Raw genomic sequence first — 23,823 nt, 5'->3', positions numbered from 1 at the left:
CGCCATGACCGAAGACCTCGCGGTCGCCGCACCGGCACCCGCCACCGTCACCGATCCCCGCGCGGGCAGCTTCCGCGTCGACGCCCACCACGGCGAAATCCTGCAAGGGGTGTTCGCCACCGGGGGCCGGCTGCGCCGCGGCCTGGTCACCCTGCCGTGCCCGCTCTACAGCACCCGTGCGACCTTCCTGCCCACGGAGGACGCCGGCACCACCGTGCGGCCGGCGTGGCGCAGCAAGGCCCGCCGCGCGGCCGACCTGACGCTGGCGCGGCTCGGCCACCCGGTGCCGGGCGGGCTGCTCGACATCACCAGCGACATCCCGCTGTGCCGCGGCTTCGGCTCTTCGACCGCGGACGTCACGTCGGCGATCGGCGCGGTCCTCGCCGCGACCGGCCGCCGGCTCCCGCCCGCCGAGGTGGGCGCGCTGGCCGTCGAAGCCGAGACCGCGTCCGACTCGCTCATGTACGGCGGGCGGGCCGTGGTCTTCGCCCACCGCGAAGGCGAGCCGATCGAGGACCTCGGCGAGCTGATGCCGTTGTCCGTCCTGGGTTTCGGGACCAGCCCGGGCGGGCGCGGCGTCGACACCCTGGAGCTGACGCCCGCGCGCTACACGTCGTGGGAGATCGAGGCGTTCCGCCCGCTTCGCGGCCTGCTGCGCCGGGCCGTGCGCGACGGCGACGCGGGCCTGCTCGGCCGGGTCGCCACCGCCAGCACCCTGCTCAACCAGCGCCACCTGCCCATTCCCGGCCTGGACGGGATCCTGGCCGTCGCCCGCGCCTCGGGGGCGGCCGGCGTGCAGGTCGCCCACAGCGGTGACGTCGCCGGCCTGCTCTTCGACTCGACCGACCCCGAAACCCCGGCCCGGCTGGAGTTCGCCGCCACCCGGCTCGACGTGACCGAGACCTGGCAGTTCGAAACCGAGAGGTGAGTCCGATGACCCTTGCCGCCCCCGTCAGCCACACCGTCAGCCGGTCCATTGTGGAGGCGACCGAGCTGCCCCGGATCATCCGCGTCCGGCCCAACTTCCACGTCGCCGCCTTCGGCCTGATGAAGCTGCTGCCCGCCCGGTTCATGCTCGACCGCGCGGAGGAGCGCGGCGAAGTCGGCCCCGGCACGACCGTGCTCGAGACGTCGTCGGGCACCTTCGGCCTCGGCCTCGCCATGGTCTGCCGGCTGCGCGGCTACCCGCTCACGATCGTCGGCGACCCGGCGATCGACGCCCCGCTCAAACGCCGGCTCGAGCACCTCGGCGCGCGCGTCGAGATCTGCCCGAAGCCCAGTCCCGTCGGGGGCTACCAGCGCGCGCGGCTGGACCGGCTCGAGGAACTGCGCGCGGAGTACCCGAACCACTGGGTACCGGGCCAGTACAGCAATCCCGACAACCCGCGGTCGTACGCGCTGGTGGCCGAGCAGCTCGCCGAGACGATCGGCGTGCCGGACTGCCTCGTCGGCGCGGTCGGCTCCGGCGGTTCGACGTCCGGCACGAGTTCGTTCCTGCGGATGCTCGTCCCGGAGCTGACGCTGATCGGCGTCGACACCCAGCGCAGCGCCATCTTCGGCCAGCCGGACGGGCCGAGGGTGCTGCGCGGGCTCGGCAACAGCCTGGTGCCGGCCAACGTCGAGCACTCGAGCTACGACCAGGTGCACTGGATCGGCGCGGCCGAGGCGTTCGCCGCGACGCGCGAGCTGTACGCGCGCCACTGCCTGTTCATGGGCCCGACCAGCGGCGCGTCGTTCAAGGTCGCGGACTGGTTCTCCCGCCGCAACCCCGACGCCACGGTCGTCGCGCTGCTGCCGGACGAGGGCTACCGCTACCAGGACACCGTCTACTCCGACGAGTGGCTGCGCGCGCAGGGACTCGCGCACCCGGGGGCGGCCGAGCCGTACGAAGTGGTCGCGCCGACCGAGCCCGGTGGCTCGTGGACGTGGCTGAACTGGGGCCGGCGCCCGCTCGGTGACGTGTCGTGACGCGCACGCTTTTGCTCGTCGAGAGCAACACGACCGGTACCGGGCGGCTGTTCGCGCGGCAGGCCAGGGAGCTGGGCTTCGAGCCGGTGCTGGCCGCGGCCGACCCCGCGCGCTACCCGTACGCGGCCGAAGACGGCGTCCGCGTCGTCCGGTGCGACACCGCGGACGCGTGCGCGGTGCTGGCGGCGGACATCGGCGAGCCCGCGGGGGTGACCAGCAGTTCGGAATACTTCATCCCGGTCGCGGCGCGGATCGCGGCGAAGCTCGGCCTGCCGGGGCCGGATCCGCTGGCCGTGACGGAGTGCCGCAACAAGGCGCACCAGCGGGCGGTGCTCGGGGCGCCGTGCACGGTGGCGACTTCGGTGGACGCGGCCGTCGCGGCGGCGGTCGAGTTCCCCGTGGTGCTCAAGCCCGCCGAGGGCTCGGGCAGCGTCGGCGTGCTGCGCTGCGAGACGCCGGAGGCGGTCGCTTCCCAGGCGGCGGCGCTGCTTTCGGTGACGCACAACGAACGCGGGCTGCCGGTCCCGGCGCAGGTGCTCGTGGAGCCGTACGCGAGCGGGCCGGAGTACTCGGTGGAGCTGTTCGGCGACGTCGTGGTGGCGGTGGTCCGCAAGCACCTGGGCCCGGCGCCGTTCTTCGTCGAGGTGGGCCACGACGTCCCGGCCACGGTGCCCCCGGCGGACGAGCTGGCGCTGATCGACACGTCCCGGGCGGCGGTGGCCGCGCTGGGCCTCGGTTTCGGCGCGGCGCACGTCGAGATCCGCCTGATCCCGGACGGGCCGCGGCTGATGGAGGTCAACCCGCGCCCGGCGGGCGGGATGATTCCGGAGCTGGTCCGCGCGGCGACCGGCGTCGACCTGGTGGCGGCGCAGGTGTCCGCGGTACTCGGACTGCCGCCGGACCTGCGGGCGTCCCGGCGCGCGTGCGCGTCACTGCGCTTCCTCACGGCGAGCTCGACCTCGGTGCTCGAGGCGGGGGACGCGGTGGCGAAGGCGTCGGCGGTGCCGGGCGTCGCCGAAGCCCGGCTGTACCGCGCGGACGGCACCGTGGTCCGCCCGGCGCGCGACTACCGCGACCGCGTGGGGCACGTCCTCGCTGTTTCCGACCGCCCCCGTGGTGCCCGCGCGGCCGCCGCGGGTGCGCTCGACCGCCTGCGCGCCGCCCTGATCCCGGAAGGCCCCCACCGATGACCCTGCGGTTCCTCATCACCACCGTGGCCCGGACCGCCCGCACCGAGCGGCCCGCGCCCGAAGTACCGGCGAAGCCCGGTCCCGAACCCCACCCGGACACCCCGGAAGGAGCACCTCGATGACCATCGCCCCAGGCGGGACCGGCAGGCTCACCAGCCCCATCGCCGCCGCGGCCAGGGAGATCCTCTTCGACCGCGACACCGCACCCGCACCCGACCCGGTCGCGGCCGAACTCGGGCTGATCAGCCAGGTCGACCGCGCCCACGTCGTGATGCTCGCCGAACGCGGCATCGTCGAACCCGGGCCCGCGGCGGCGCTGCTGGCCGGCATCGAAGACCTGCGGGCCCGGCGGTTCGCGCCGCTGCACGACGTCCCCGCGCCGCGCGGCCGCTACCTCGCCTACGAATCCCACCTGATCGACACCCTCGGCGCCGAAGTCGGCGGCATCCTCCACAGTGGACGCTCGCGCAACGACCTCAACGCCACCGTCGTCCGGCTCCGGCTGCGCGAGCCGCACGAACGGCTGCTCGCCGAGTCCGACGCGCTCGGCCGCGCGCTGCTGGAGCGGGCCCGGCGCTGGGCCGGGGTCACCATGCCCGCCTACACCCACCACCAGCCCGCGGTCCCGATCACCTACGGCCACTACCTGGCCGGGGTGGCGTGCGCGCTGGTCCGCGACGTCGAAGGCGTCTGGCAGGCCGGGGCCGAGCTCGACCAGAACCCGCTCGGCGCGGGCGCGGTCGGCGGCACGTCGCTGCCGGTCGACCAGCACCGCACCACCGCGCTGCTCGGCTTCGCCGCGCCGCTGGCGAACTCGCTGCACGCGGTCGCGTCCCGGGACCTCGTGCTGCGCCAGCTGTCCGCGGCCACCGTGCTCGGCGTGCTGCTCTGCCGCGTCTCGCACGACCTGCAGGCGTGGACCAGCGCCGAGGCCGGGCTGCTGCGGCTGGCCGACGACGTCGTCGGGTCGAGCTCGATGATGCCGCAGAAGCGGAACCCGTTCCTGCTGGAGCACGTCCAGGGCCGGGCGCTGGCGCCGCTCGGCGCGTTCACCGCGTCGGCGGGGGCCATGGCGACCGCGCGCTTCACCAACGCGATCGCGGTCGGCACCGAAGCCGTGGCCCCGGCGTGGACGGCGCTGGAGGCGGCGACCGACGCCGTCGTCCTGCTCCGGCTGGTCGTCGAGGGCGCCGAACCGGTGCCGGAACGGATGTACGAACGCGCGGTCGGCGGCCAGACCGCGGCCACCCACCTCGCCGAACGGCTCGTCGACGCCGGCGTCCCGTTCCGGCAGGCCCACCACGACGTCGGCGCGATCGCCAAGGAGGCCCTCGCCGGGAACCTCCCGCTGCACGAAGTCGCCCGCGTCCGGCTCGCCGGGCAGCCGCCGCACGTCCTGGCCGCGCTCGACCCGGCCGAAGTCGCGCAGCACGCGGCGTACGGCGGCGGCCCGGCCCGGGAGTCCGTGCTCGCCGCGGTGACCGAAGCCGAAACCGCGTTCGCCCGCATCCGCGCCGCCGCCGAAGAACGCCGCTGGCGGTGGAGCCAGGCCGAAATCGGCCTCGACGACGCCGTCCGAACCCTGATCCGCTGACCCGCAAGGAGCCTGTTGTGACCACTTTCGCCGACGACCTCGCGACGCTGCGCCCGGAACCCGCGTCCACCCCGGGCGCGCACGTCGAACTCCGCAGCGACACCTTCACCCTGCCGACGCCCACGATGCTGGAAGCCGCCGCCCGCGCCCCGCTCGGCGACGACGTCTACGGCGAGGACCCGACCGTGGACCGGCTGGAGCAGCTGTCCGCCGAGCTGCTCGGCAAGCAGGCCGGCTGCCTGATGCCGAGCGGCACGATGGCCAACCTGACCGCGTTGCTGGCGCACTGCCCGCGCGGCGGCAAGGCGATCGTCGGGCACGAGTCCGACGTCTACGTCTACGAAGCGGGCGGCGCGTCGCTGTGCGGCGGCATCGTCTACGACCCGCTGCCGAACCTGCCCGACGGCACGATCGACCCGGCGGCCATCGCCGAGGCGTGCGCGGTCGACCGCAGCGACCCGCAGATCGCGCCGCCGGCGGTGCTCAGCCTGGAGACCCCGCAGAACCGCTGCGGCGGGCTGCCGCTGCAGCTGGACTACCTGAGCGAGGTGTCCCGGCTGATCCGCTCCCACGGCGTCGCCCTGCACCTCGACGGCGCCCGCATCTTCAACGCGGCGGTGGCGCTGGGCGTCAGCGCGGCGGAGGTCGCCAAGCACGCCGACACCGTGCAGATCTGCCTGTCGAAGGGCCTGTGCGCCCCGATCGGCTCGGTGCTGGTCGGCGACCGCGTGACGATCGCGGCGGCCCGCCGCATGCGCAAGATGCTCGGCGGCGGCATGCGCCAGGCGGGCATGATCGCGGCCTGCGGCATCGTGGCCCTGACGGAGATGACCGAGCGCCTGGCCGACGACCACGCCCGCGCGGCCCGCCTGGCCCGCGGCCTGTCCCGCATCCCGGGCGTCCGCCTCGACCCGGGCCCGCCGCTGACGAACATGGTGTTCTTCAAGGTCCGCGACGACCGCTACACGACCCGGACGCTGATCGAGGCGGCCCGCCGCCGCGGGATCCGGGTGGAGGAGCTGGGCCACGACCGCATCCGCGCGGTGACCCACGCGGGCGTGGACGACGACGCGGTCGACCGCGCGGTCTCCGTCTTCGGCGACCTCCTGGGCCACGACGCCATGGTGCGGTGACGGCGGTGCCTTGAACGAGTCGTTCAGGACCTCCGGTGACCTGAACGACTCGTTCAAGACTCAGCCCAGGGCGGCGTCCAGCGACCGCGACGGCACCGCGTCCAGCGCCGCCAGTGTCTCGGCGTCCAGGACCACCGACCCCGCCGCGATGTTGGCCTCCAGGTGCGCCACGCTCGCCGTCCCCGGGATCAGGTGGACGTTCGGGGCGTGGTGCAGCAGCCACGCCAGCCCGATCTGCGCCGGCGTCACGCCCAGCGCGGACGCCGCGGCCTGGACCGCAGGCTCGTCCGTCACCTTCGGCAGGCCCGGGAACGCGCCGCCGAGGGGGAAGAACGGGACCCACGCGATGTCCTCCGCCACGCACAGCCGGAGCATCTCCTCGTCGTCGCGCGCGACCAGGCTGTACGCGTTCTGCACGCACGCGATGCCCGCCGGCAGGGCGCGCCGGAAGGTGTCGAGGCCGACGCTGCTGAGGCCGATCGCGCCGATCTTGCCTTCGTCGCGCAGTTCCGTCAGGACCGCGAGCTGGTCGTCGACGTCGACCAGCTGGTCGCCCTCGGCCAGCAGGCCCGGGCGCAGCTCCGCGCGGCGCAGGTTGACCAGGGCGACCCGCTCGGTGCCGAGCGTCCGGAGGTTGTCCTCGACGCTCTTGCGGAGTTCTTCGGGCCGCTGCGCCAGGCGGAGCGGGATCGGGCCGCCCGGGTCGGGGTCGGCGCCGACCTTGGTGGCGATCAGGACGTCGTCGCCGGCGGCTTCGCGGATGACGTCGTTGACGAAGCCGTTGCCGTAGAACTCGGCGGTGTCGATGTGGCCGACGCCCAGGTCCAGGGCCCGGCGCAGCAGCGCGACGGCCGCGGGCCGGTCCTCGTGGAGGCGTTCGAGCTGCATCGCGCCGAACCCGACGCGGGAGACGGTGTGGCCGGCGAGCTGGCTGGAGGGCATGGCTGTCCCGCTTTCGTGCGATGATGGTGAAGCGGAGGAACCTCCGCTAAACCGACCGTAGCACAACCGGAGGGACCTCCGTTTTGCCTTCGTCCGAAACCGGGCGCCCGGTGCGCGCCGACGCGCGCCGCAACCGCGAAAAGCTCGTCGAAGTCGCGCGCGACGCCTTCGCCGCCGACGGTGCCGTCGCGCTCGAGACCATCGCCCGTGAGGCCGGCGTCGGGATCGGGACGCTCTACCGGCACTTCCCGACCCGCGAGGCGCTCGTCGAAGCCGTCTACGCGGCCGAGCTCGACGCCGTCTGCGCCAGCGCCCCGGCCCTGCTCGAGCAGCACCCGCCCGCGGTGGCCCTCCGGGCCTGGATGGACCGCTACGCCGCGTTCTTCGCCACCAAACGCGGGATGGCCGACACGCTCCGCGTCAGCCTCGGGGCCGGGCGCATCGTGACGGCGGAGACACGCGGGCGCATCGTCGCGGCGATCGGCGCGATCCTCGAAGCCGGCGCGAAGGCGGGCACGCTGCGCGCCGACGCCGACCCCGAGGACGTCACCTTCATGTTGCTGGGCGTGTGCCTCTCGGCCGGCCCCGAGCCGGCGCGGACCGGGCGCCTGCTGGACCTCGTGGCGGCCGCCGTCCGGCCCTGATCACTCCGGGCGGATCGGCAGCACCACGTCGTCGCGGAGGAACAGCGGGATCCGGTCCGCCGGAGCCGGTGCCTCGACGGAAGTCCCGCCGTCGTACCGCTTCCCGGTCACCGCGTCCGTCCACACGGCACCGTCCGGGAGGTACACCGCACGAGCGGTGGCGCCGGGCTCGAGCACCGGCGCGACCAGCAGGTCCGGGCCCAGCAGGAAGGCATCCTCGACCGTCCAGCTCTCCGGGTCGCCGGGGAAGTCGACGAACAGCGGCCGCATCGGCGGGATGCCCTGCTCGTGCGCCACCCGCATCTGCGCCATCAGGTACGGCCGCAACCGTTCCCGCAGCCGCAGGGACGCCGTGATGGCCGCGTACGCCGAATCGCCGTACGACCAGACCTCGTTGGGCCCGCCGGTCATCGCCGGGCCGAACGGCGGGCGCGGGTCGCGGAAGCCGTGCAGGCGGAACAGCGGGCAGCACACGCCGTAGGAGAACCAGCGGACCATCAGCTCGCGGTACTCCGGCGACGCCGGGTCGCCGCCGTGGAAACCACCGATGTCCGTGGTCCACCACGGGATCCCGGCCAGCGCCACGTTCAGCCCCGCCCGGACCTGCGCGCGCAGCGACGCCCACGTCGCCGCGACGTCACCCGACCAGAGCGCGGCCCCGTACCGCTGGCTGCCCGCCCACGCCGAGCGCGACAGCAGCACCACCTCGTCGTCGCCCTCGGCGCGGATGCCGTCGTGGAACGCCTGCGCGTTCGCCTGCGGGTAGAGGTTGAAGACCTCCGACCCCGGCCCGGCGTGGAAGCCGAGGTTGTGCGGGTGGCCGGGCTGGATCTCGGGCTCGTCGCCGTCCAGCCACCACGCCCGCACACCGAGGTCGTAGTAGTTCTCCTTGACCTTCGCCCAGACGAACCGCCGCGCCGCGGGGTTCGTCGCGTCGTAGAACGCGACCGGCATCTCGACGTCGAAGCCCTTGTCCTTCCAGGACGCGTGCGCCGGGACGCCGCTCTCCGCGGCGACCAGCAGGCCCTGCTCGTGCAGCTCCCCGTAGTTCGCCGAGAGCGGGCTGACCGACGGCCACACCGACACCATCAGCTTGACGCCGAGGTCGTCCAGCTCCCGGATCATCCCGGCCGGGTCCGGCCACTCGGCCGGGTCGAACCGCCAGTCGCCGAGGTGCGTCCAGTGGAAGAAGTCGGCCACGATCACCGACAGCGGCAGCCCGCGCGCGTGGTACTCGCGCGCCACGGCCAGGAGCTCGTCCTGGGTGCGATAACGCAGTTTCGACTGCCAGAACCCGGCCGCCCACTCGGGCAGCATCGGCGCGTGCCCGGTCGCGTCGGCGTAGTGGCTCAAGATCCGGCGCGGGCCGTCGCCGGTGGTGATCCAGTAGTCGAGCTGGCGGGCGTCGTCGGCGACCCAGCGGGTGCCGTTGGCGGCCAGCTCGACCCGCCCGACGGCCGGGCTGTTCCACAGGAACCCGTAGCCGCGGCTGGAGAGCAGGAACGGCACCGACACCTCGGCGTTGCGCTGCACCAGGTCGAGCACGAGACCCTTCTGGTCGAGCCGCCCGTGCGTGTGCTGCCCGAGCCCGTAGACCCGCTCGTCGTCGTAGGCGGCGAACCGCTGCTCGAGCCGGCCGTAGCCGTTGCGGGACGGCATGAACAGCCGCGCGCCGGGCCACCAGAAGTGCGCCCGCTGCTCGGAAAGCAGCTCCTCGCCGGTGTCGGTGCGGACGAACCGCAGCTGCGCGTCGATCCCGGTGTCGGTGTCGGCGAGCTCCACGATCGCGGTCAGCGCGCCGTTGACCACCCGGCCGGTGCGTCCGTCGGCGGTGGCGGTCGCGGCGGACGGCTTCGCGGGCAGCAGCGCGCCCGGCACGTCGTCGAGGATCCGGTGGCGCCCGGCGCGCACGCGCAGGCTGCCGTCGCCCCACGGCTCGACGCGCAGCACCTCGTGCCGCACGCGGACCTCCAGCGAGCGGCCGTCTTCGGTCGTGGCGATCAAGCGCTCTCCTTAGTCTTTGACGGCGCCGCTGGTCAGCCCGGCGACGACGTACCGCTGGGCGACGACGAGCAGGACGGCCGCGGGGATCGCGGCGAGCACGGCGGTGGCCATGATCCCGTTCCAGTCGGCGGACTGGTTGCCGACGAACCGGTAGATGCCCACGGTGATGGGCTCGAACGACCGGCCGGTGGTGAGGGTGACCGCGAACAGGAAGTCCGCCCAGGCGAACAGGAACGAGAACAGCCCGGCGGTGACGAGCGCGTTGCGGCTGACCGGGACGATGATCGAGAAGAACGTCCGCCAGTACCCGGCACCGTCCACCCGGGACGCTTCGGTGAGCTCCTTGGGTACCGAAATCATGAAGGCCCGCAGCAGGAGCACGGCGAACGGGATGGTCGCGGTGGAGTCGGCGAGCACGAGCCCGAGGTAGTTGTCGATCAGCCCGAGGTTGCTGAACACGGTGTAGAGCGCGTTGGCCATCACGATGCCGGGGATCATCTGCACGATGAGCAGCACGAACACCAGCACGGGACCGCCGCGCACCTTCAGCTGCGCCAGCGCGTACGACGCCGGTGCGGCGATCACCAGCGACACGAGCACCGTGCCGAGGGCGACGACGACGCTGGAGAGGAGGTCCGGCCCCTGCGTCGCCACGGCTTTCCGGTAGCCGTCCAGGGTGCCGTCGACGGGGAAGAACGCCGGGTCGGGGCGCAGCAGCGCGCCGCTGGGCTGCAGGGACGCGTTGACCATCCAGTACAGCGGGAACAACAGCACCGCGACGATCAGGACGCCGGCCACCGTCCGGGCTTTCACGCCGCCGCCTCGGCCAGGGTCGCCTTCGCCGAGCGCAGGTAGAGCAGCCCGAACACCGTCGCCACCAGGATGAGGACGTTGCCGACCGCGGCGCCCTGCCCGAACGCGAAGTCTTGGAAGGACAGCCGGTAGGACCACGTCGTGAGCGTCTGGGTCGCGTTGGCCGGCCCGCCGCCGGTGACGACCATGATCACGTCGAACACCTTGATCGTGTAGACCAGCCCGAGCATGAGCACGATCCCGGTGACCGGCCGCAGCAGCGGCCAGGTGAGGTGCCGGAACCGCTGCCAGGCCCCGGCGCCGTCCAGCGCGGCGGCTTCGTAGAGCGACGCGGGGATCGCGCGCAGCCCGCCGTGCAGGATGACCAGGTTGAACGGGATGCCGATCCAGATGTTGGTGAGGATCACCGCGGGCAGCGCCCAGCCCGTGCTGCTCAGCCACGGGACCGCGTCGAGGCCGGCCGCGCGCAGCGCCGCGTTGAGCACGCCGTGGTCCTGGTCGAACATCCACCGCCAGACCGCGCCGCTGACCACCAGCGGCAGCAGCCAGGGGAGCAGGAGCAGCGAGCGCAGCAGCGCGCTGCCGAGGAAGCGGCCGTTGAAGAACACCGCCAGCGCCAGCCCGATGCCGAACTGGAAGACGAGCGACCCGGCGGTGAACAGGACCGTGTCGACGACCGCCGTCGAAAACAGCGGGTTGCCGAACACGGCCGCGTAGTTGGCGAGGCCGACGAACGGGGCTTCGCCGGTGTAGAACGACTTCACCGTGTAGTCCTGCGTGCTCATCACGACGTTCGCGGCCAGCGGGTAGCCGAAGAACACGACGATGTAAGCGAGCGCGGGCAGCAGGAACAGCCACGCGGCGAACCGGTTGTCCCGCCGGGGTTTCCGGCCGGCACGAGGGGGTGCCGCGACGGCCGGGGCGAGCAGGGTCACGACCCGCTCGCCTGCTGCGCGGCCTTGAGGGCCTGGTCGGCCGGCAGCTTCCCGGTCAGCGCCGCCTGGACGGCATCGGCCAGCGCCTGCGAGACCTTCGGGTACTTCTCGCCGAGCTCGGCGGTGCGGGAGCGGGCCGAGCCGACTTCGTCGACGAACGCCTGCATCGCGGGCTGCTCGGTGCCGAACTTCGCGGCCACCGCCGTCTTCGACGGGATGTAGGCGTGGGCCTTGCTCCACTGCAGCATCGTGGGTTCGGAGAGGATGCAGGAGAGCACCTTGCCCGCCGCCTGCTGGGCCGGGCCGCTCGTGACCGGCACGGCGCCGACTTCGCCGCCGAGGGCGACCACCGGCTTGGCGCCCGCCTGCGGCACCGGGATCGGCACGACGCCGTAGTGCAGCGCCTGCTGCTCGTCGAGCCGGGCGAGGTTCCACGACCCGTTGACCATCATCGCCGCGTTGCCCGCGACGAACTGGTCGGCGACGTCGTTCTGGTTCCACGTCACGACGGACTTCGAGGCCGACCCGGAGTTCACCAGGCCGGTGACGAACTGAAGCGCTTTCACCGACTGCGCCGAGTCCAATTGGGACAGTTCGGCACCGTTGCTCCAGAAGAACGGGAGGAACTGCCAGGTGCCTTCTTCGGACGGGATGGCGGAGAAAGCGAGCCCGTACTTGCCGTCCTTGGTCAGCTTCGCCGCGGCGGCCTTGAGCTCGTCCCAGGTCTTCGGCGGCTGGACACCGGCCGCGGCGAGCAGGTCCTTGTTGTAGATCAGCGCGAGCCCGTTCACGCCGGGCGCGACGCCGTACACCTTGTCCTGGTAGGTGCCCGCCTTGACGATGCTTTCGTAGAAGCCGTCGGTGGTGATGCCGTAGTCGGCCAGCGGCGTCAGCGCGCCGGTGGCGGCGACCTGCTGCAGCGTCGGGTTGTCGGTGAACAGCAGGTCCGGCAGCGTCTTCGAGCTCGCGCCCTGCAGGACCTTCGGCAGCATCTGGCTGGTCGGCACCTTCTGCCGCTCGATCTTGATGCCGGTCCGGCCCGCGCACGCGTCGAGGATCTTCTGCCACGCCGCCGATCCCTGCTCGTCGGCGTAGTAGTCGAGCTCGGTGATCGAGCCGGCGGGCTGGGCGCTGCTGGACGTCGTGGGCGCGGGGCTGGGGCTGCAGGCGGCCAAGAGCGCGGCGCTCGCGGCCAGCACGAGGGCGCGACGGGCTACGGGCATGGCGATTCTCCTTCGGCGGTGGAGCAGAACCGGATCAGCGCGGTGCGGCGGTGCTCTCGCGGCGGGTGAGGCGGGGCCCGAGCAGCCGGACCTCCGGGGTGGTGTGGCCGGCGAGCCGGCGCATGGTCATTTCGACGGCCTGGGTGCCGACCTCTTCGGCGGGGATGGCCACGTTGGTCAGCGCGACGGCGTGCTGCTCGGCCATGCTGTCCGGGCAGACCGCGATGACCGAGATGTCCTCCGGCACGCGCAGGCCGCGGTGGCGCAGGTCCGCGAGCAGACCGGGCAGGACGGCCTCGTTGTGCACGACCAGGCCGGTCAGGTCCGGGTCGGCGGTGAGCAGGTCGTCCAGGCAGGCGCTCACCGCTTCGTAGGAGTGGGCGCACGGCCGGTTCGCCGCCCGCACGTCCCGCGTCTTCGCCGCGTCGTCGAAACCGCGCAGGAATCGCGTCGCATAACTGGTTCCGCGCCGGTAGACGGCGGGGGAGGGGCCGATCAGACCGATCGCGCGGTGCCCGAGGTCGGCGAGGTGCGCGACGCACGCCGATGCCGCGGCGGTGAAGTCGAGGTCGACGCAGCTGAGCCCGGCCGGGTGGTCGGGCACGCCGATGAGGACCACCGGGAGGTCGAGCGCGAGCAGCATCGGCACCCGCGGGTCGGCGGTTTCGACGTCCATCACCATCAGCGCGTCGGCGATCGCCGAGGACGCCACCCGCTGCAGCGCGGCCGGGCCTTCGTCCTTGGTCAGCAGCAGGAGGTCGTGGTCGTGCGCGCGGGCCGCGGTGACCGCCGAGGCGACGAACTCCATCACCACGGCGACGTTGAGGTCGGTGCGCAGCGGCACGACCAGCGCGAGTACGTTCGTCTTGCTGCTGGCCAGCGCCCGCGCGCCGGCGTGCGGGTGGTAGCCGAGCCGGCGGATGCTGTCCTCGACCAGCCGCCGGGTCTTCGGCGAGATCGAGCGCTTCCCGCTGATCACGTACGACACCGTGCTGGGGGCCACCCCCGCCGCGGAAGCGACGTCGTTGATCGTGACCACGGGCGGCCTCCAGGGAGATCATTGTCGAAGCGCATCGACGATGGCATGAAGGTAAGTGACACCCGCCGGAAACACAAGCGTGATTCGCGGTTCCCGCGAATTCGATTCCCATTCGACGGCAGTGTTGTTCGTCGAAATTGTCGAACGCCGCTGATGACGGTTCTTCCCGCAGCTCAGGGCGTAGATTCGGCCGGCCGGCCGGAGTTGCTGGGAGCGCGTCCAGTGAGTCTTGACCATCCGTCGGCGTGGCTGTAATAGTCGTCGCATCCCCACCCTCGACGCGAATGTTCCGCGCCGCGCCGTCGAAACGATTCGACGAAACCGGAGGCCGTCCGTGCGCCTGTCCCCGTTCCGCCGCGCCCTCGTCCCGGTGGTCACCGCGACCCTGCTGCTGGCCCCGTCGCCGGCGCTCGCGGCGCCCCCGCCGCCGTTCCGCGACCCGGCGCTGCCGGTGGCCGCGCGGATCGACGACCTGCTGTCCCGGCTGACCGCCGACGAGAAGATCTCGCTGCTGCACCAGTACCAGCCGGCCATCCCGCGGCTCGGCATCGGCGTGTTCAAGACCGGCACCGAGGCACTGCACGGGGTGGCCTGGTCGACCGACTACGACAACAACGGCGCGGTCGTCAAGGCCGACGGGACCGTGTTCCCGCAGGCCGTCGGCCTGGCCTCGACGTGGGACCCGGCGCTGGTCAAGCAGGTGGGGTCGGCGGTGGGGCAGGAGGCACGCGGCTTCAACGCGCGGAACCCGACGCTGTGGGGCCTCAACCTCTGGGCCCCGGTCGTCAACCTGCTGCGCGACCCGCGCTGGGGCCGCAACGAAGAGGGCTATTCCGAGGACCCGCACCTCACCGGCGAGCTCGCGACCGCGTACGGCCGCGGCATCCAGGGCGACGACCCGCGCTACCTGCAGGCCGCCCCGACGTTGAAGCACTACCTCGCCTACAACAACGAAGTCAGCCGCGACACCAGCAACTCCTCGGTGCCGCCGAAGATCCTGCACGACTACGACGAGCAGGCGTTCAAGATCCCGCTCGAAGCCGGGGCGGCCAACGCGGTCATGCCGTCGTACAACCTGGTGAACGGCCGCCCGAACACGGTCAGCCCGGACCTCGGCGGCGCGCTGCGGAAGTGGGCGCCCCAGGACATCGCCGTCGTCAGCGACGCGGGCGCACCGTCCAACCTGGTCAACTCCGAGAAGTACTACGCCACCAAGGCCGAGGCGGACGCGGCGGCGATCAAGGCCGGGCTCGACAGCTTCACCGACAACGACACCGACGGCTCGATCACGGCCGCCGCGGTCAAGGAGGCCCTCGAGCGCGGGCTGCTGAGCATGGCCGACGTCGAAAAGGCCGACCGCCACCTGCTTTCGCTGCGGTTCCGGCTCGGCGAGTTCGACCCGCCGGGCCGCAACCCGTACGCGAAGATCACCCCGGCGGTGATCAATTCCCCCGCGCACCAGGCCCTCGCCCGCAAGGCCGCGGCCGAGCAGGTCGTGCTGCTGCGCAACGACCGGAACGCGCTGCCGCTGGCCGCGGCCGGGAAGGTCGCGGTCGTCGGCCCGCTGTCGGACACGCTGTACGAAGACTGGTACAGCGGCACGATGCCGTACCGCGTGACGCCGAAGCAGGGCATCGCCGAGCGGCTCGGCGCCCCGGTCGCGTCGTCCGAAGGCGTCGACCGCATCGCGCTGAAGGACCTCGCGACGGGCCGCTACCTGACCGCTCCCGCGACGCCCGGCAAGGTGACCGCGGGGGCGACCACCGCGGGCACGGCCGAGTCGTTCGACGTCTACGACTGGGGCGCGGGCAAGAACACCCTGCGCGCCGCCGTGAACGGGCGGTTCCTGAGCTATTCCGGCGGTGCGCTGGTGAACGACGCGGAGCAGCCGTCCGGGTGGTTCGTGCAGCAGCAGCTGAAGCTCGACCCGCAGCCGGACGGCAGCTACGTGCTCGAGTACGCGGGCAACGAGGTGACCGAGCCGTGGTTCGGGCCGGACCGCTTCGCCGTCGTCGGCGCGGACGGCGTCCTGACGATCTCCGCCCCGGACGCCGCGCACGCCACGAAGTTCGGCCGGGACGTGCTCGTCAGCGGCATTTCCTCGGCCGTCGACGCGGCCCGCGGCGCGTCGACCGCCGTCGTGGTGGTCGGGAGCATGCCGTTCATCAACGGCCGCGAGGCGAACGACCGGACGAGCACCTCGCTGGCTCCCGCGCAGCGCGCCTTGATCGAGGCGGTCGCGAAGGTCAACCCGCACACGGTGGTCGTGGCGGAGAACAGCTACCCGACGACCGGCTGGGACACGCTGCCCGTGCCGGGTGTCGTGTGGACCAGCCACGCCGGGCAGGAGACCGGGCACGCGATCGCCGACGTCCTCTTCGGCGACGTCAACCCGAGCGGGCGTCTCACGCAGACGTGGTACGCGTCCGACGCGGGACTGCCGAGCATCCTCGACTACGACATCGCGAAGACCGGGATGACTTACCAGTACTACCGCGGGAAGCCGTTGTACCCCTTCGGGTACGGGCTCAGTTACACGAGCTTCCGCTACGGCGCGGTGCGGGCGTCGCCGGCCGGTTCGTCGGTGCGCGTGAGCGTGGACGTGACGAACACCGGCAGCCGGGCCGGGAGTGACGTCGTCCAGCTGTACTCGAAGGATTCGGGGGTGCAGCGGTTGCGGGACTTCGAGCGCGTGACGCTGGCACCGCGGGAAACCCGCACGGTCCGGTTCTCGGTCCCGGTATCGGAACTGGCGTCGTGGGACGTCTCGCGGGGACGGTCCGCGGTGGCGGCCGGGGTGCGCGAGTTCTCCGTGGGGCACAACGCGGCCGACCTTTCCGCGGCGCGGCCGGTGTACGTGCCGGGGGAGCGCGCGCTGCCCCGCGACCTGAGCCGGCCGACCCCGGCGGAGAACTTCGACGACTACGCCGGCACGACGTTGACGGACACGGCCAAGACGTCCGGCACCTCGGTGGCGGCGGTGGCCGGGAGCTGGCTGGCCTACCGCAACGTCGCTTTTACCGGCCCGGCGCGTTTCTCGGCTTCGGTGTCGGCTTCGGCGCCGGCCGAGGTCACGGTGCACTTGGACGCACCGACGGGCCGCGTCCTGGGCACGGCGGCGGTACCGGCCACGGGCGACCACTACGCGTACACGACGGTGACGGCGGCACTGGCGGCGGCGACCGGCCACCACGACGTCTACCTCACGTTCGACGGCCCGGTGAACCTGGCGACGTTCTCCCTGCGGTGAGGGCCGGGCGCTAAGGTTTCCGGCCCAGCCCGGCGTAGGGCAGCGCGTTGATCGCCGGGTCGTCCGACATGTCGCCGGCGCCCTCGGGCTTCCACATCGCGCAGCCGACCACGCCGGGTTCCACCACCTCGAAGCCGTCGAAGAAGGCGAGGACCTCGTCGTGGGTGCGGGGGACCGGCTGGTTCTGCTGGTTCTGGTTGCTCTTGTACACCTCGACCGCCTCGTCGAGGCGCTGCGACTCCGAGTCGGCCGCGACGTGCGTGACCGCCAGGAAGCTGCCCGGTGCGAGGCGGTCGCGGTAGCGGGCCACGATGCTCGCCGGGTCCCAGGAGTCCGGGACGAAGTGCAGCAGCAGCAACATGAACACGGCGACCGGCTCGTCCAGGTCGAGGAGCTTGCCCGCGCCGTCGAAGACGTCGCTGACGTCGCGCAGGTCGGCCTGCAGGACCAGGCAGTTGTCGTTGCCCTGCAGGAGCAGTTCGCTGTGCGCGACCGCGACCGACTCGCGGTCGACGTACACCACCCGGCACGACGGGTCGGCCTGCTGGACGATCTCGTGCAGGTTGCCCGCCGTCGGGATGCCGGAGCCGATGTCGAGGAACTGCCGGACGCCCTGACCGACGAGGTAGCGGGCCGCGCGGCGGAGGAAGGCCCGGTTGAGGCGGGCCGCGTCGCGGACGCCCGGCATGATCTTGAGGATCTGCTCGCCGAGCGCGCGGTCCGCGGCGAAGTTGTGGTCGCCGTCGAGCCAGAAGTCGTACACCCGCGCCGGGTTCGGCACCGAGGTGTCGATCTCCGGCGGTACCCAGCTCGATTCCCCGGTCACGGGACCTCCTGCCCTCGCCCATTCTGGAGAGCGGGAGTGTAGCGCCCTCCTCCGTTCGTGTGGAGTGACAGCCGCGGCCCGCGGCGCCCGCTAAGGTGACGCGGTCACGAGGAGACGAGGCCATGACGAACGTCCCCGGTCGCTGGCCCGTGCTCGGGCACACCGTGCCCCTGCTGCGCGACCCGCTGAAGCTCTTCACTTCCCTGCCCGCGCACGGAGAAGTCGTCAAACTCCACCTCGGCCCGCTGCCGGTGCACGTGGTGACGACGCCGGAGCTGGCCTGGCAGGTGCTCGCCACCGACGCCGACAAGTTCGACAAGGGCCTGGTCTTCGACAAGATGCGCCCGCTCTTCGGCGACGGGCTGGCCACCTCCAACGGCGAGCTGAACCGCCGTCAGCGCCGCCTGGTGATGCCCGCGTTCGGCCGCACCCGGCTCGCGGGCTACGCCGAGAACACGATGACGAAACTGGCCGACGAGCTGGCGAGTTCCTGGCAGCCCGGCGAAGTCGTCGAGTTCGACCGGCGGATGCAGGAGCTCGTGCTCACCATCGCGGGGCAGACGTTGTTCTCCACCTCGCTCGGCTCCGAAGCGCTGGCGGAGATCCAGCGGTCGATCCCGGTCATGCTGAAGTACGTGCTGGTCCGGGCGTTCTCGCCGAAGTTCGTGGAACGCCTGCCCATCCCGCCCAACCGCAGGTTCGACGCCGCCGCCGCGCGCCTGCGGGACGTCATCGGCGAAACCGTCGTCGCGGCCCGTGAACAGGGCGCCGACCACGGCGACCTGCTCTCGATGCTGCTGCTGGCCCGCGACGAGGACACCGGCGAGGGCATGTCCGACCGCCAGGTGCACGACGAGGTCATCACGATCCTCACCACCGGCGCGGAGACCACCGCCGTCGCGCTCGCCTGGTTCTTCCACGAGCTAGGGCAGCACCCGGAAGCCGAACGGCGCTTCCACGCGGAGGTCGACGAAGTCCTCGGCGGGCGGCCCGCGCGTTTCGAAGACCTGCCGGATCTCGTTTACACGCACCAGATCGTGAACGAGATCGTCCGCCGCACCCCGCCGCTGATCCTCATGCGCCGCGCCCGCGAGGACGTCGTGCTCGGCGGCGTCCGGATCCCGGCGGGCACCGAGGTCGCGGTCAGCCAGCACACGCTGCACCGGGACCCGCGCTGGTTCCCGGACCCGGACCGGTTCGACCCGGACCGCTGGACCCCGGGCCACACCGCGGAACTGCCCAAGGGCGCGTACATCCCGTTCGGCGCGGGCGCGCGGCTGTGCCCGGGGCACGTCTTCGCGCCGACGGAGATCGGCATCGTCGCCGCGACGATCGGGGCGCGCTGGCGCCTGGTCCCGGTGCCGGGCAAGAAGGTGTACGCGCAGCTCAAGGCGACGATGCAGCCGAACCGCCTGCCGATGACCGTGGTGCCGCGGACCTGACGGTGCCGGTTCCACTACCGGGTGTAGTGTTCTCGGGTCCGAACAGCCCGCCCCATCCGGAGGAGTACGGCGTGAGACTGCCGGTCAAGCTGACGTCCGCGTTGTTCGCCTGCGGGGTGCTGCTCGCCTCGCTGACCGCCGCGATGCCCGCCGAGGCCGCCGCCATCTCGTGCACCGATGCGGATCTCCCCGTCACCGGACCGGGGCTGCCGCCGCTGGTGCCGGGCGCGCCCGCGACCGTGCACGGCCGGCTGTGCCTGCCCGCCGGCGAGGCGCCCGACACCGTCCAGCTGCTGGTGCACGGCGGGACGTACAACAGCGCGTACTGGGACCTGCCCTACGAACCGCAGCGCTACTCCTACCAGCGCGACATGGCCACCCACGGCTACGCGACGTTCGCGGCGGACCAGCTCGGCGCGGGCCGCAGCAGCCACCCGCTGAGCCTGCCGCTGTCGGTCTGGGCCGCCGCCGAGTCGATGCACGAGGTCGTCGGCCACCTGCGCGCCGGGCGCGTCGGCGGGGTCCCGTTCGCGAAGGTGGTCATCGTCGGGCACTCGGTCGGCTCCGGCGTGGTCGCGGTGGAGGCGTCGACCTACCACGACGTCGACGGCGTGGTCCTGACCGGCATCACGCACCTGCCGGCACTGCCGGTGCTCGCGCTCGGCGCCGCGCTGGGCCTGCAGCCGGCCCTGCTCGACGGGCAGCTGGGCAAGCTCGGCAGCGACCCGCTGTACTTCACGACGAGGCCGGGCGCGCGCGCCGGGCTGTTCTACGCCGGTGGCGACGCCGATCCCGCCGTCATCGCGGCGGACGAGGCGACGAAGGACCAGGTTTCGGTGCCCGGGATGGGCACGGTGGCGCTGTTCGGGATCGTGCTGCCGGCGACGAAGGGAATTACCGCACCGGTTTTGCAGGTGGTGGGGGAAAAGGACGTTCTTTTCTGCGGCCTGCTCGCGCTGCGTGACTGCACCCGTTCCGATGTGGTGCGGGCGCAGGAGGCGCCGTATTACGCCGACCCGTCGAAGCTGTCGATGTACGTCCTGCCGGGCGCGGGTCATTCCGTTGCGTTGCACGAAAACGCCGCCGATTACCGGGACGCCACCCGTACGTGGTTGCAATCCGCCCTGGGGATCGCTCCGCAGGGTTATCACTCGATTGGATGAATGCTGTTTCGTGCGCCGGACGCCTTTTCGCGCCAAGATAAATCGGCCCACCGACCGGAGTGCGTCCGTCGAACCCAGGACAGGCTGAGGTGACTGCTCCCCAACCCCGTGGTGATCACCCGCGGCAGAAGCCGTCCGCCGAACGAGCGGCGCGGCGGCTCGGCACGCTCGCGCGCAAGTGGGGCTACCTGATCAGCACCACGGCGTACCTGCCGCACACGCCCGAGGAGATCGAGCGCGAGCTGGGCCTCCTCGTCACGACGCTGTTCGACGCCGTCGCAGCGGACCCGCCCGACCTCGGCGCGGCCGCGACCGCGGGCGGCCGGCTCGTCGAACTGCGCTGCGTCGGCACGGACAGCCTGCGCCGCAGCCTGGAGGTGCTCGGCAAGGCGCTGCTGCGCGAGCCGGAACTGCACCGCGTCGACGGGCTCGCCGAACGGGTGGTGCTGGTGCTCGGCGCGCTCAGCTCCGGCTACGGCGAGATGCAGCGCGAGGACATCCAGAAGCGCCAGGAAGGCTTGAGCCGCGCGTTGCTGAAGGTGGAGCAGGAGACGCGCCAGAAGCAGGTCATCACGCGCGCGCAGTTCGAGGAGGTGTTCGCCGGCTCGGCCAGCGGCGTCGCGCTCACCGAGCTGGACGGCCGCGTGCTGCGGGCCAACGCGTCACTCGCCAAGACGCTCAACCGCACGCCGGCCGAGATCGGCGCGCTGAGCCTGTTCGACCTGGTGCACCCGGAGGACGTCGAGCAGCTGCGGGACGCCTACCGCGAGCTGGTGGCGGGCAAGCTGCACCGGCTGCGCACCGGGCGGCGGCTGGTCGGCAAGGACGGCGAACCGATGTGGGCCACGTTCGCCGCGTCGGTGATCCGGGACGCCCTCGGCAAGCCGAGGCAGCTGCTCACGATCGTCGACGACGACACCGAGGTCTCGCTGCTGCAGCGGCGGCTGTCCCACCAGGCCCTGCACGACGTCCTCACCGGGCTGCCGAACCGCCAGTTCTTCAGCACCCGCCTGGAAACCCTGCTGCGCGACGCCGACCCGGCGCGCGGCGTCACGCTGTTCCACCTCGACCTCGACGGCTTCTCCCGGATCAACGGCGGCCTCGGCCAGGAGCTCGGCGACCGCGTGCTGCGCGGGGTCGCGGCGAAGCTCAAGACGATCTTCGACGGCGAGGAGGCGCTCGTCGCCCGGCTCGGCGGCGACGAATTCGGCGTGCTGGTGCAGAACGGGGCGGAGACGCCGGGCGTGCTGACGCTGGTCCGCCGCATCACCCACGACCTCGCGGAGCCGGAGTACGTCGACGGGCAGCGCGGGGTGGCGGTGGCGGCCGCGATCGGCGTCGTCCACCGGCCGCCGCGCGACGTGACGCCGGTGGAGCTGCTGCACGCGTCGGACCTGACGCTGCGCCGCGTGCAGCGCACGGGCAGCCAGTGGGGCCTGTTCGACCGCGAACTGGACCGGCGCGACCGCCACGACTTCGGCCTGGCCGCGGGGATGGCGGGCGCCTGGGAGAACGGCGAGATCGAGGTCTGCTACCGCACGCTGGTGTCCGCGGCCGACGGCTCCGCCCGCGGCGTCGAGGCCCGGCTGCGGTGGAACCACCCGGCCGAAGGGGTGCTGGCGCACGACACGTGCGTGCGCCTGGCGGCGGCGACCGGGCTGGCCCTCCCGCTGGGCACGTGGCTCCTGCGCACGGCGGCCGAGCGGCTGCTCGAATCCGGGAGCGAGCTCCCGCTCACCGTCGAGCTGACGCCGCAGCAAGCGGCCGACCCGGAACTGGTCGGCGAGATCCGCGGCGTCCTGGAGTCGACCGGCCTGGCCCCGGCCGCCATCCGCCCCGGCTTCCCGGCGGCGGCACTGCTGTCGGATTCCGGCGACGCGGCCGACAACCTCAAGGTACTGGCCGAGATCGGCGTCCGGGCGGAGCTGCACGAGGTCGGCGACGCGACTTGCCTGACGGAGTTCCCGGCCCGGACGGTCCGCCTCGCGTCGAGCTTGGTGGAGCGCCGCACCCACCCGCTGGTCGAGCCGTCGCTGACGGCCCTGATCGCCGCGGCCCACCAGACCGGCGCGGAGGTCGCGGTCGCCGGCGTGGAGACCGCGGACCAGGCGCAGTGGTGGCGCGACCGCGGCGTGGACCGCTTGTCCGGCCCGGCGTTCACCGAGCCGACCGGCCTCTAGCGTTTCTGCGGCTCATCGACCGCGGTCCGGGCTCGGGCCGCGGTCGCTAGATTCGCACCAGCACCTCGTCCAGGGGCTTGCGCTGCAGGTCCGGGACCACGCAGTCGTCGGCCGGGTAGCCGACCGGGATCACCGCGAACGCCTTCTCGTTGCGGGGGCGGCCGAGCAGCTCGCCGAGGAAGCGCATCGGGGACGGTGTGTGCGTCAGCGCCGCCAGGCCGGCCACCTGCAGCGCCGTCAGCAGCATGCCGACCGCGATGCCCACCGACTCGTCGACGTAGTAGTGCTTGCGGACGCCGCCGTCGTCGTCGAGGGCGAAGCGTTGCTGGAACACGACGATCAGGTACGGCGCGTCGGTCAGGTGCGGCTTCACCGCGTCCGTGCCGAGGGGCCGCAGCGCGTCGAGCCACGCCTCGCCGAGGCGGCCGTCGTAGGAGATCCGCTCCTCCTCTTCCGCGGCTTCGCGGAGGCGGCGGCGGACGTCGGGGTCGGTGACGAGGACGAACGTCCACGGCTGCTGGTGCGCCCCGCTCGGCGCCGTGGACGCCACCGCGATCGCGTCCAGCACCGCGCGCTCGGGGACCGGGTCGGCGGAGAACATCCGGACCGAGCGCCGGGCCTCCATCCGCTGCCGCAGCGCGGCGGCCTGGGCGAGGGCTTCGTCGTCGGGCAACCGGGCGGGCCGGTAGGGGACCGGGTGGTAGCTCATGCCCGGATTGTGGCGGGCGACACGCTCGCCGCAGCAGGGCCAAACGTACGATCCGCGGTGTGAAGCGTCCGTTCTACGGACAGTAAGGTCTGCCTTTGCTGGGTTTTTACGCCGGACAGCCCAGGGCAACTAGGCTGTTCGGTCCTGTCGCGCGAAGTGATCTCCTCATTACCCTCCAGTAGCAGGCAGTGGTGCCGGTCACAGTCGTTCCGGGAGGCTCTATGGCGTCGCGCGTCCGAGGACCCGGCTCCGAAGACCGGCGAGAACTGCGCATCCGGCACCTCTCCGGCTGCCTTCCGTGCACGCTCAAATGCGCGTACTGCGGGCTGCCGGTGCGGCTCACCGGACCGGGCGACCACCCCGGCTACGGCGTGGTCGAAGAAGTGATCGATCCGGCCGAAAGCAGGCCGGCCCGCGAACGGCACGCAACCGGGGCCACGGACCGGTTCGGCCGTGACTGTGGCTGGATCGGTCACGAAAGGCACAGCAGCGGCGACCTCGTGCTGCTGCACCGCTTCTGCCGCGGCGCGCTCGGCCGCTGCCGGACGCGGGGGTGCGTGCTGCGGCGCGCCCACCTCGGCCGCGCGACCGAGCAGTACGAAACCGGACGGCGGCGGCCCGGGCGCTACCAGCGCCTCGGCGTCCGCCGCTCGGCCGACCTCGACTTGTACCGGAAACACTGGCGGGTCGCGAAGATGCGGTACGCGTGCAAGGCGTGCCGGTACTACACCGGCTCGCACTGAGCCGGTCCTTCCATCACGACGCGGA

General features: G+C 72.6%; 19 protein-coding genes. 11 read left to right on the top strand and 8 right to left on the bottom strand.

What is annotated here, in order from left to right:
- The first annotated feature begins 4 nt into the window (after positions 1-4).
- From AB0B33_RS10780 to AB0B33_RS10760, 5 genes are all read left to right on the top strand, one after another.
- Positions 5-928 carry a kinase gene (locus tag AB0B33_RS10780; protein WP_360769476.1) on the top strand — a complete coding sequence of 308 codons (924 nt, stop codon included), beginning with the start codon at positions 5-7 and terminating at the stop codon, positions 926-928.
- A 5-nt stretch (positions 929-933) separates the two neighbouring features.
- The gene (locus AB0B33_RS10775) at positions 934-1,968 is read left to right on the top strand and encodes a pyridoxal-phosphate dependent enzyme (RefSeq protein ID WP_360769474.1); all 1,035 of its coding nucleotides are present in this window, start codon (positions 934-936) and stop codon (positions 1,966-1,968) included.
- Positions 1,965-3,158, top strand: coding sequence for an ATP-grasp domain-containing protein (locus tag AB0B33_RS10770; RefSeq protein ID WP_360769471.1), 1,194 nt, complete (start codon positions 1,965-1,967; stop codon positions 3,156-3,158). The genes AB0B33_RS10775 and AB0B33_RS10770 overlap by 4 nt, the downstream gene beginning before the upstream one ends.
- Positions 3,159-3,276: 118 nt before the next feature.
- A complete protein-coding gene (locus AB0B33_RS10765; RefSeq protein WP_360769468.1) occupies positions 3,277-4,752 on the top strand; it encodes an argininosuccinate lyase in 1,476 nt (491 codons plus the stop codon).
- 17 nt (positions 4,753-4,769) lie between these two features.
- A complete protein-coding gene (locus tag AB0B33_RS10760; protein WP_360769466.1) occupies positions 4,770-5,885 on the top strand; it encodes a GntG family PLP-dependent aldolase in 1,116 nt (371 codons plus the stop codon).
- Between the two features lie 60 nt (positions 5,886-5,945).
- On the opposite strand, the gene AB0B33_RS10755 is transcribed toward AB0B33_RS10760, so the two are convergent.
- Positions 5,946-6,827, bottom strand: coding sequence for an aldo/keto reductase (locus AB0B33_RS10755; protein WP_360769463.1), 882 nt, complete (start codon positions 6,825-6,827; stop codon positions 5,946-5,948).
- Positions 6,828-6,910: 83 nt separating this feature from the next.
- On the opposite strand from AB0B33_RS10755, the gene AB0B33_RS10750 reads away from it, so the two are divergent.
- Complete coding sequence (locus AB0B33_RS10750) at positions 6,911-7,471, top strand: TetR/AcrR family transcriptional regulator (RefSeq protein WP_247023736.1); 561 nt, start codon at positions 6,911-6,913, stop codon at positions 7,469-7,471.
- Here the strand turns inward: AB0B33_RS10750 and AB0B33_RS10745 are convergent, their stop codons facing one another.
- From AB0B33_RS10745 to AB0B33_RS10725, 5 genes are read right to left on the bottom strand one after another with little or no spacing between them, the layout of a single operon-like run.
- The gene (locus AB0B33_RS10745; RefSeq protein WP_360769461.1) at positions 7,472-9,475 is read right to left on the bottom strand and encodes a TIM-barrel domain-containing protein; all 2,004 of its coding nucleotides are present in this window, start codon (positions 9,473-9,475) and stop codon (positions 7,472-7,474) included.
- A 9-nt stretch (positions 9,476-9,484) separates the two neighbouring features.
- The gene (locus AB0B33_RS10740; protein WP_360769460.1) at positions 9,485-10,288 is read right to left on the bottom strand and encodes a carbohydrate ABC transporter permease; all 804 of its coding nucleotides are present in this window, start codon (positions 10,286-10,288) and stop codon (positions 9,485-9,487) included.
- On the bottom strand, positions 10,285-11,217 hold the full coding sequence (locus AB0B33_RS10735) for a sugar ABC transporter permease (RefSeq protein WP_360769516.1): 933 nt from the start codon (positions 11,215-11,217) through the stop codon (positions 10,285-10,287). Before AB0B33_RS10735 ends, AB0B33_RS10740 begins: the two co-directional genes overlap by 4 nt.
- A 2-nt stretch (positions 11,218-11,219) precedes the next feature.
- On the bottom strand, positions 11,220-12,446 hold the full coding sequence (locus AB0B33_RS10730) for a sugar ABC transporter substrate-binding protein (RefSeq protein WP_360769458.1): 1,227 nt from the start codon (positions 12,444-12,446) through the stop codon (positions 11,220-11,222).
- 34 nt (positions 12,447-12,480) lie between these two features.
- Positions 12,481-13,485, bottom strand: a complete 1,005-nt coding sequence (locus AB0B33_RS10725) for a LacI family DNA-binding transcriptional regulator (protein ID WP_360769455.1) — start codon at positions 13,483-13,485, stop codon at positions 12,481-12,483.
- A 334-nt stretch (positions 13,486-13,819) separates the two neighbouring features.
- Here AB0B33_RS10725 and AB0B33_RS10720 point away from each other — a divergent pair, with 334 nt between their 5' ends.
- Entirely contained in the window at positions 13,820-16,735 is a 2,916-nt protein-coding gene (locus tag AB0B33_RS10720) for a glycoside hydrolase family 3 C-terminal domain-containing protein (protein WP_360769452.1), read from the top strand.
- Between the two features lie 10 nt (positions 16,736-16,745).
- Here the strand turns inward: AB0B33_RS10720 and AB0B33_RS10715 are convergent, their stop codons facing one another.
- The gene (locus tag AB0B33_RS10715) at positions 16,746-17,561 is read right to left on the bottom strand and encodes an SAM-dependent methyltransferase (RefSeq protein WP_360769449.1); all 816 of its coding nucleotides are present in this window, start codon (positions 17,559-17,561) and stop codon (positions 16,746-16,748) included.
- A 122-nt stretch (positions 17,562-17,683) separates the two neighbouring features.
- On the opposite strand from AB0B33_RS10715, the gene AB0B33_RS10710 reads away from it, so the two are divergent.
- The 3 genes from AB0B33_RS10710 to AB0B33_RS10700 all read left to right on the top strand — a co-directional run bounded on the left by AB0B33_RS10710 (position 17,684) and on the right by AB0B33_RS10700 (position 22,346).
- Positions 17,684-19,003, top strand: a complete 1,320-nt coding sequence (locus tag AB0B33_RS10710; protein WP_360769447.1) for a cytochrome P450 — start codon at positions 17,684-17,686, stop codon at positions 19,001-19,003.
- A gap of 71 nt (positions 19,004-19,074) precedes the next feature.
- On the top strand, positions 19,075-20,166 hold the full coding sequence (locus tag AB0B33_RS10705) for an alpha/beta fold hydrolase (RefSeq protein ID WP_360769444.1): 1,092 nt from the start codon (positions 19,075-19,077) through the stop codon (positions 20,164-20,166).
- An 89-nt stretch (positions 20,167-20,255) separates the two neighbouring features.
- Positions 20,256-22,346 carry an EAL domain-containing protein gene (locus tag AB0B33_RS10700; RefSeq protein ID WP_360769441.1) on the top strand — a complete coding sequence of 697 codons (2,091 nt, stop codon included), beginning with the start codon at positions 20,256-20,258 and terminating at the stop codon, positions 22,344-22,346.
- A 46-nt stretch (positions 22,347-22,392) separates the two neighbouring features.
- On the opposite strand, the gene AB0B33_RS10695 is transcribed toward AB0B33_RS10700, so the two are convergent.
- Positions 22,393-23,055 carry a nitroreductase family protein gene (locus AB0B33_RS10695; protein ID WP_360769438.1) on the bottom strand — a complete coding sequence of 221 codons (663 nt, stop codon included), beginning with the start codon at positions 23,053-23,055 and terminating at the stop codon, positions 22,393-22,395.
- Positions 23,056-23,276: 221 nt separating this feature from the next.
- Here AB0B33_RS10695 and AB0B33_RS10690 point away from each other — a divergent pair, with 221 nt between their 5' ends.
- Positions 23,277-23,798: a hypothetical protein gene (locus AB0B33_RS10690; protein ID WP_360769435.1), complete on the top strand. Its 522-nt coding sequence runs from the start codon at positions 23,277-23,279 to the stop codon at positions 23,796-23,798.
- Positions 23,799-23,823 lie beyond the last annotated feature (25 nt).

This window comes from Amycolatopsis sp. NPDC049159 (genome assembly GCF_040648295.1).
Classification (GTDB): Bacteria; Actinomycetota; Actinomycetes; order Mycobacteriales; family Pseudonocardiaceae; genus Amycolatopsis; species Amycolatopsis pretoriensis_A.
This window is presented reverse-complemented; position numbering and strand designations above follow the sequence as displayed.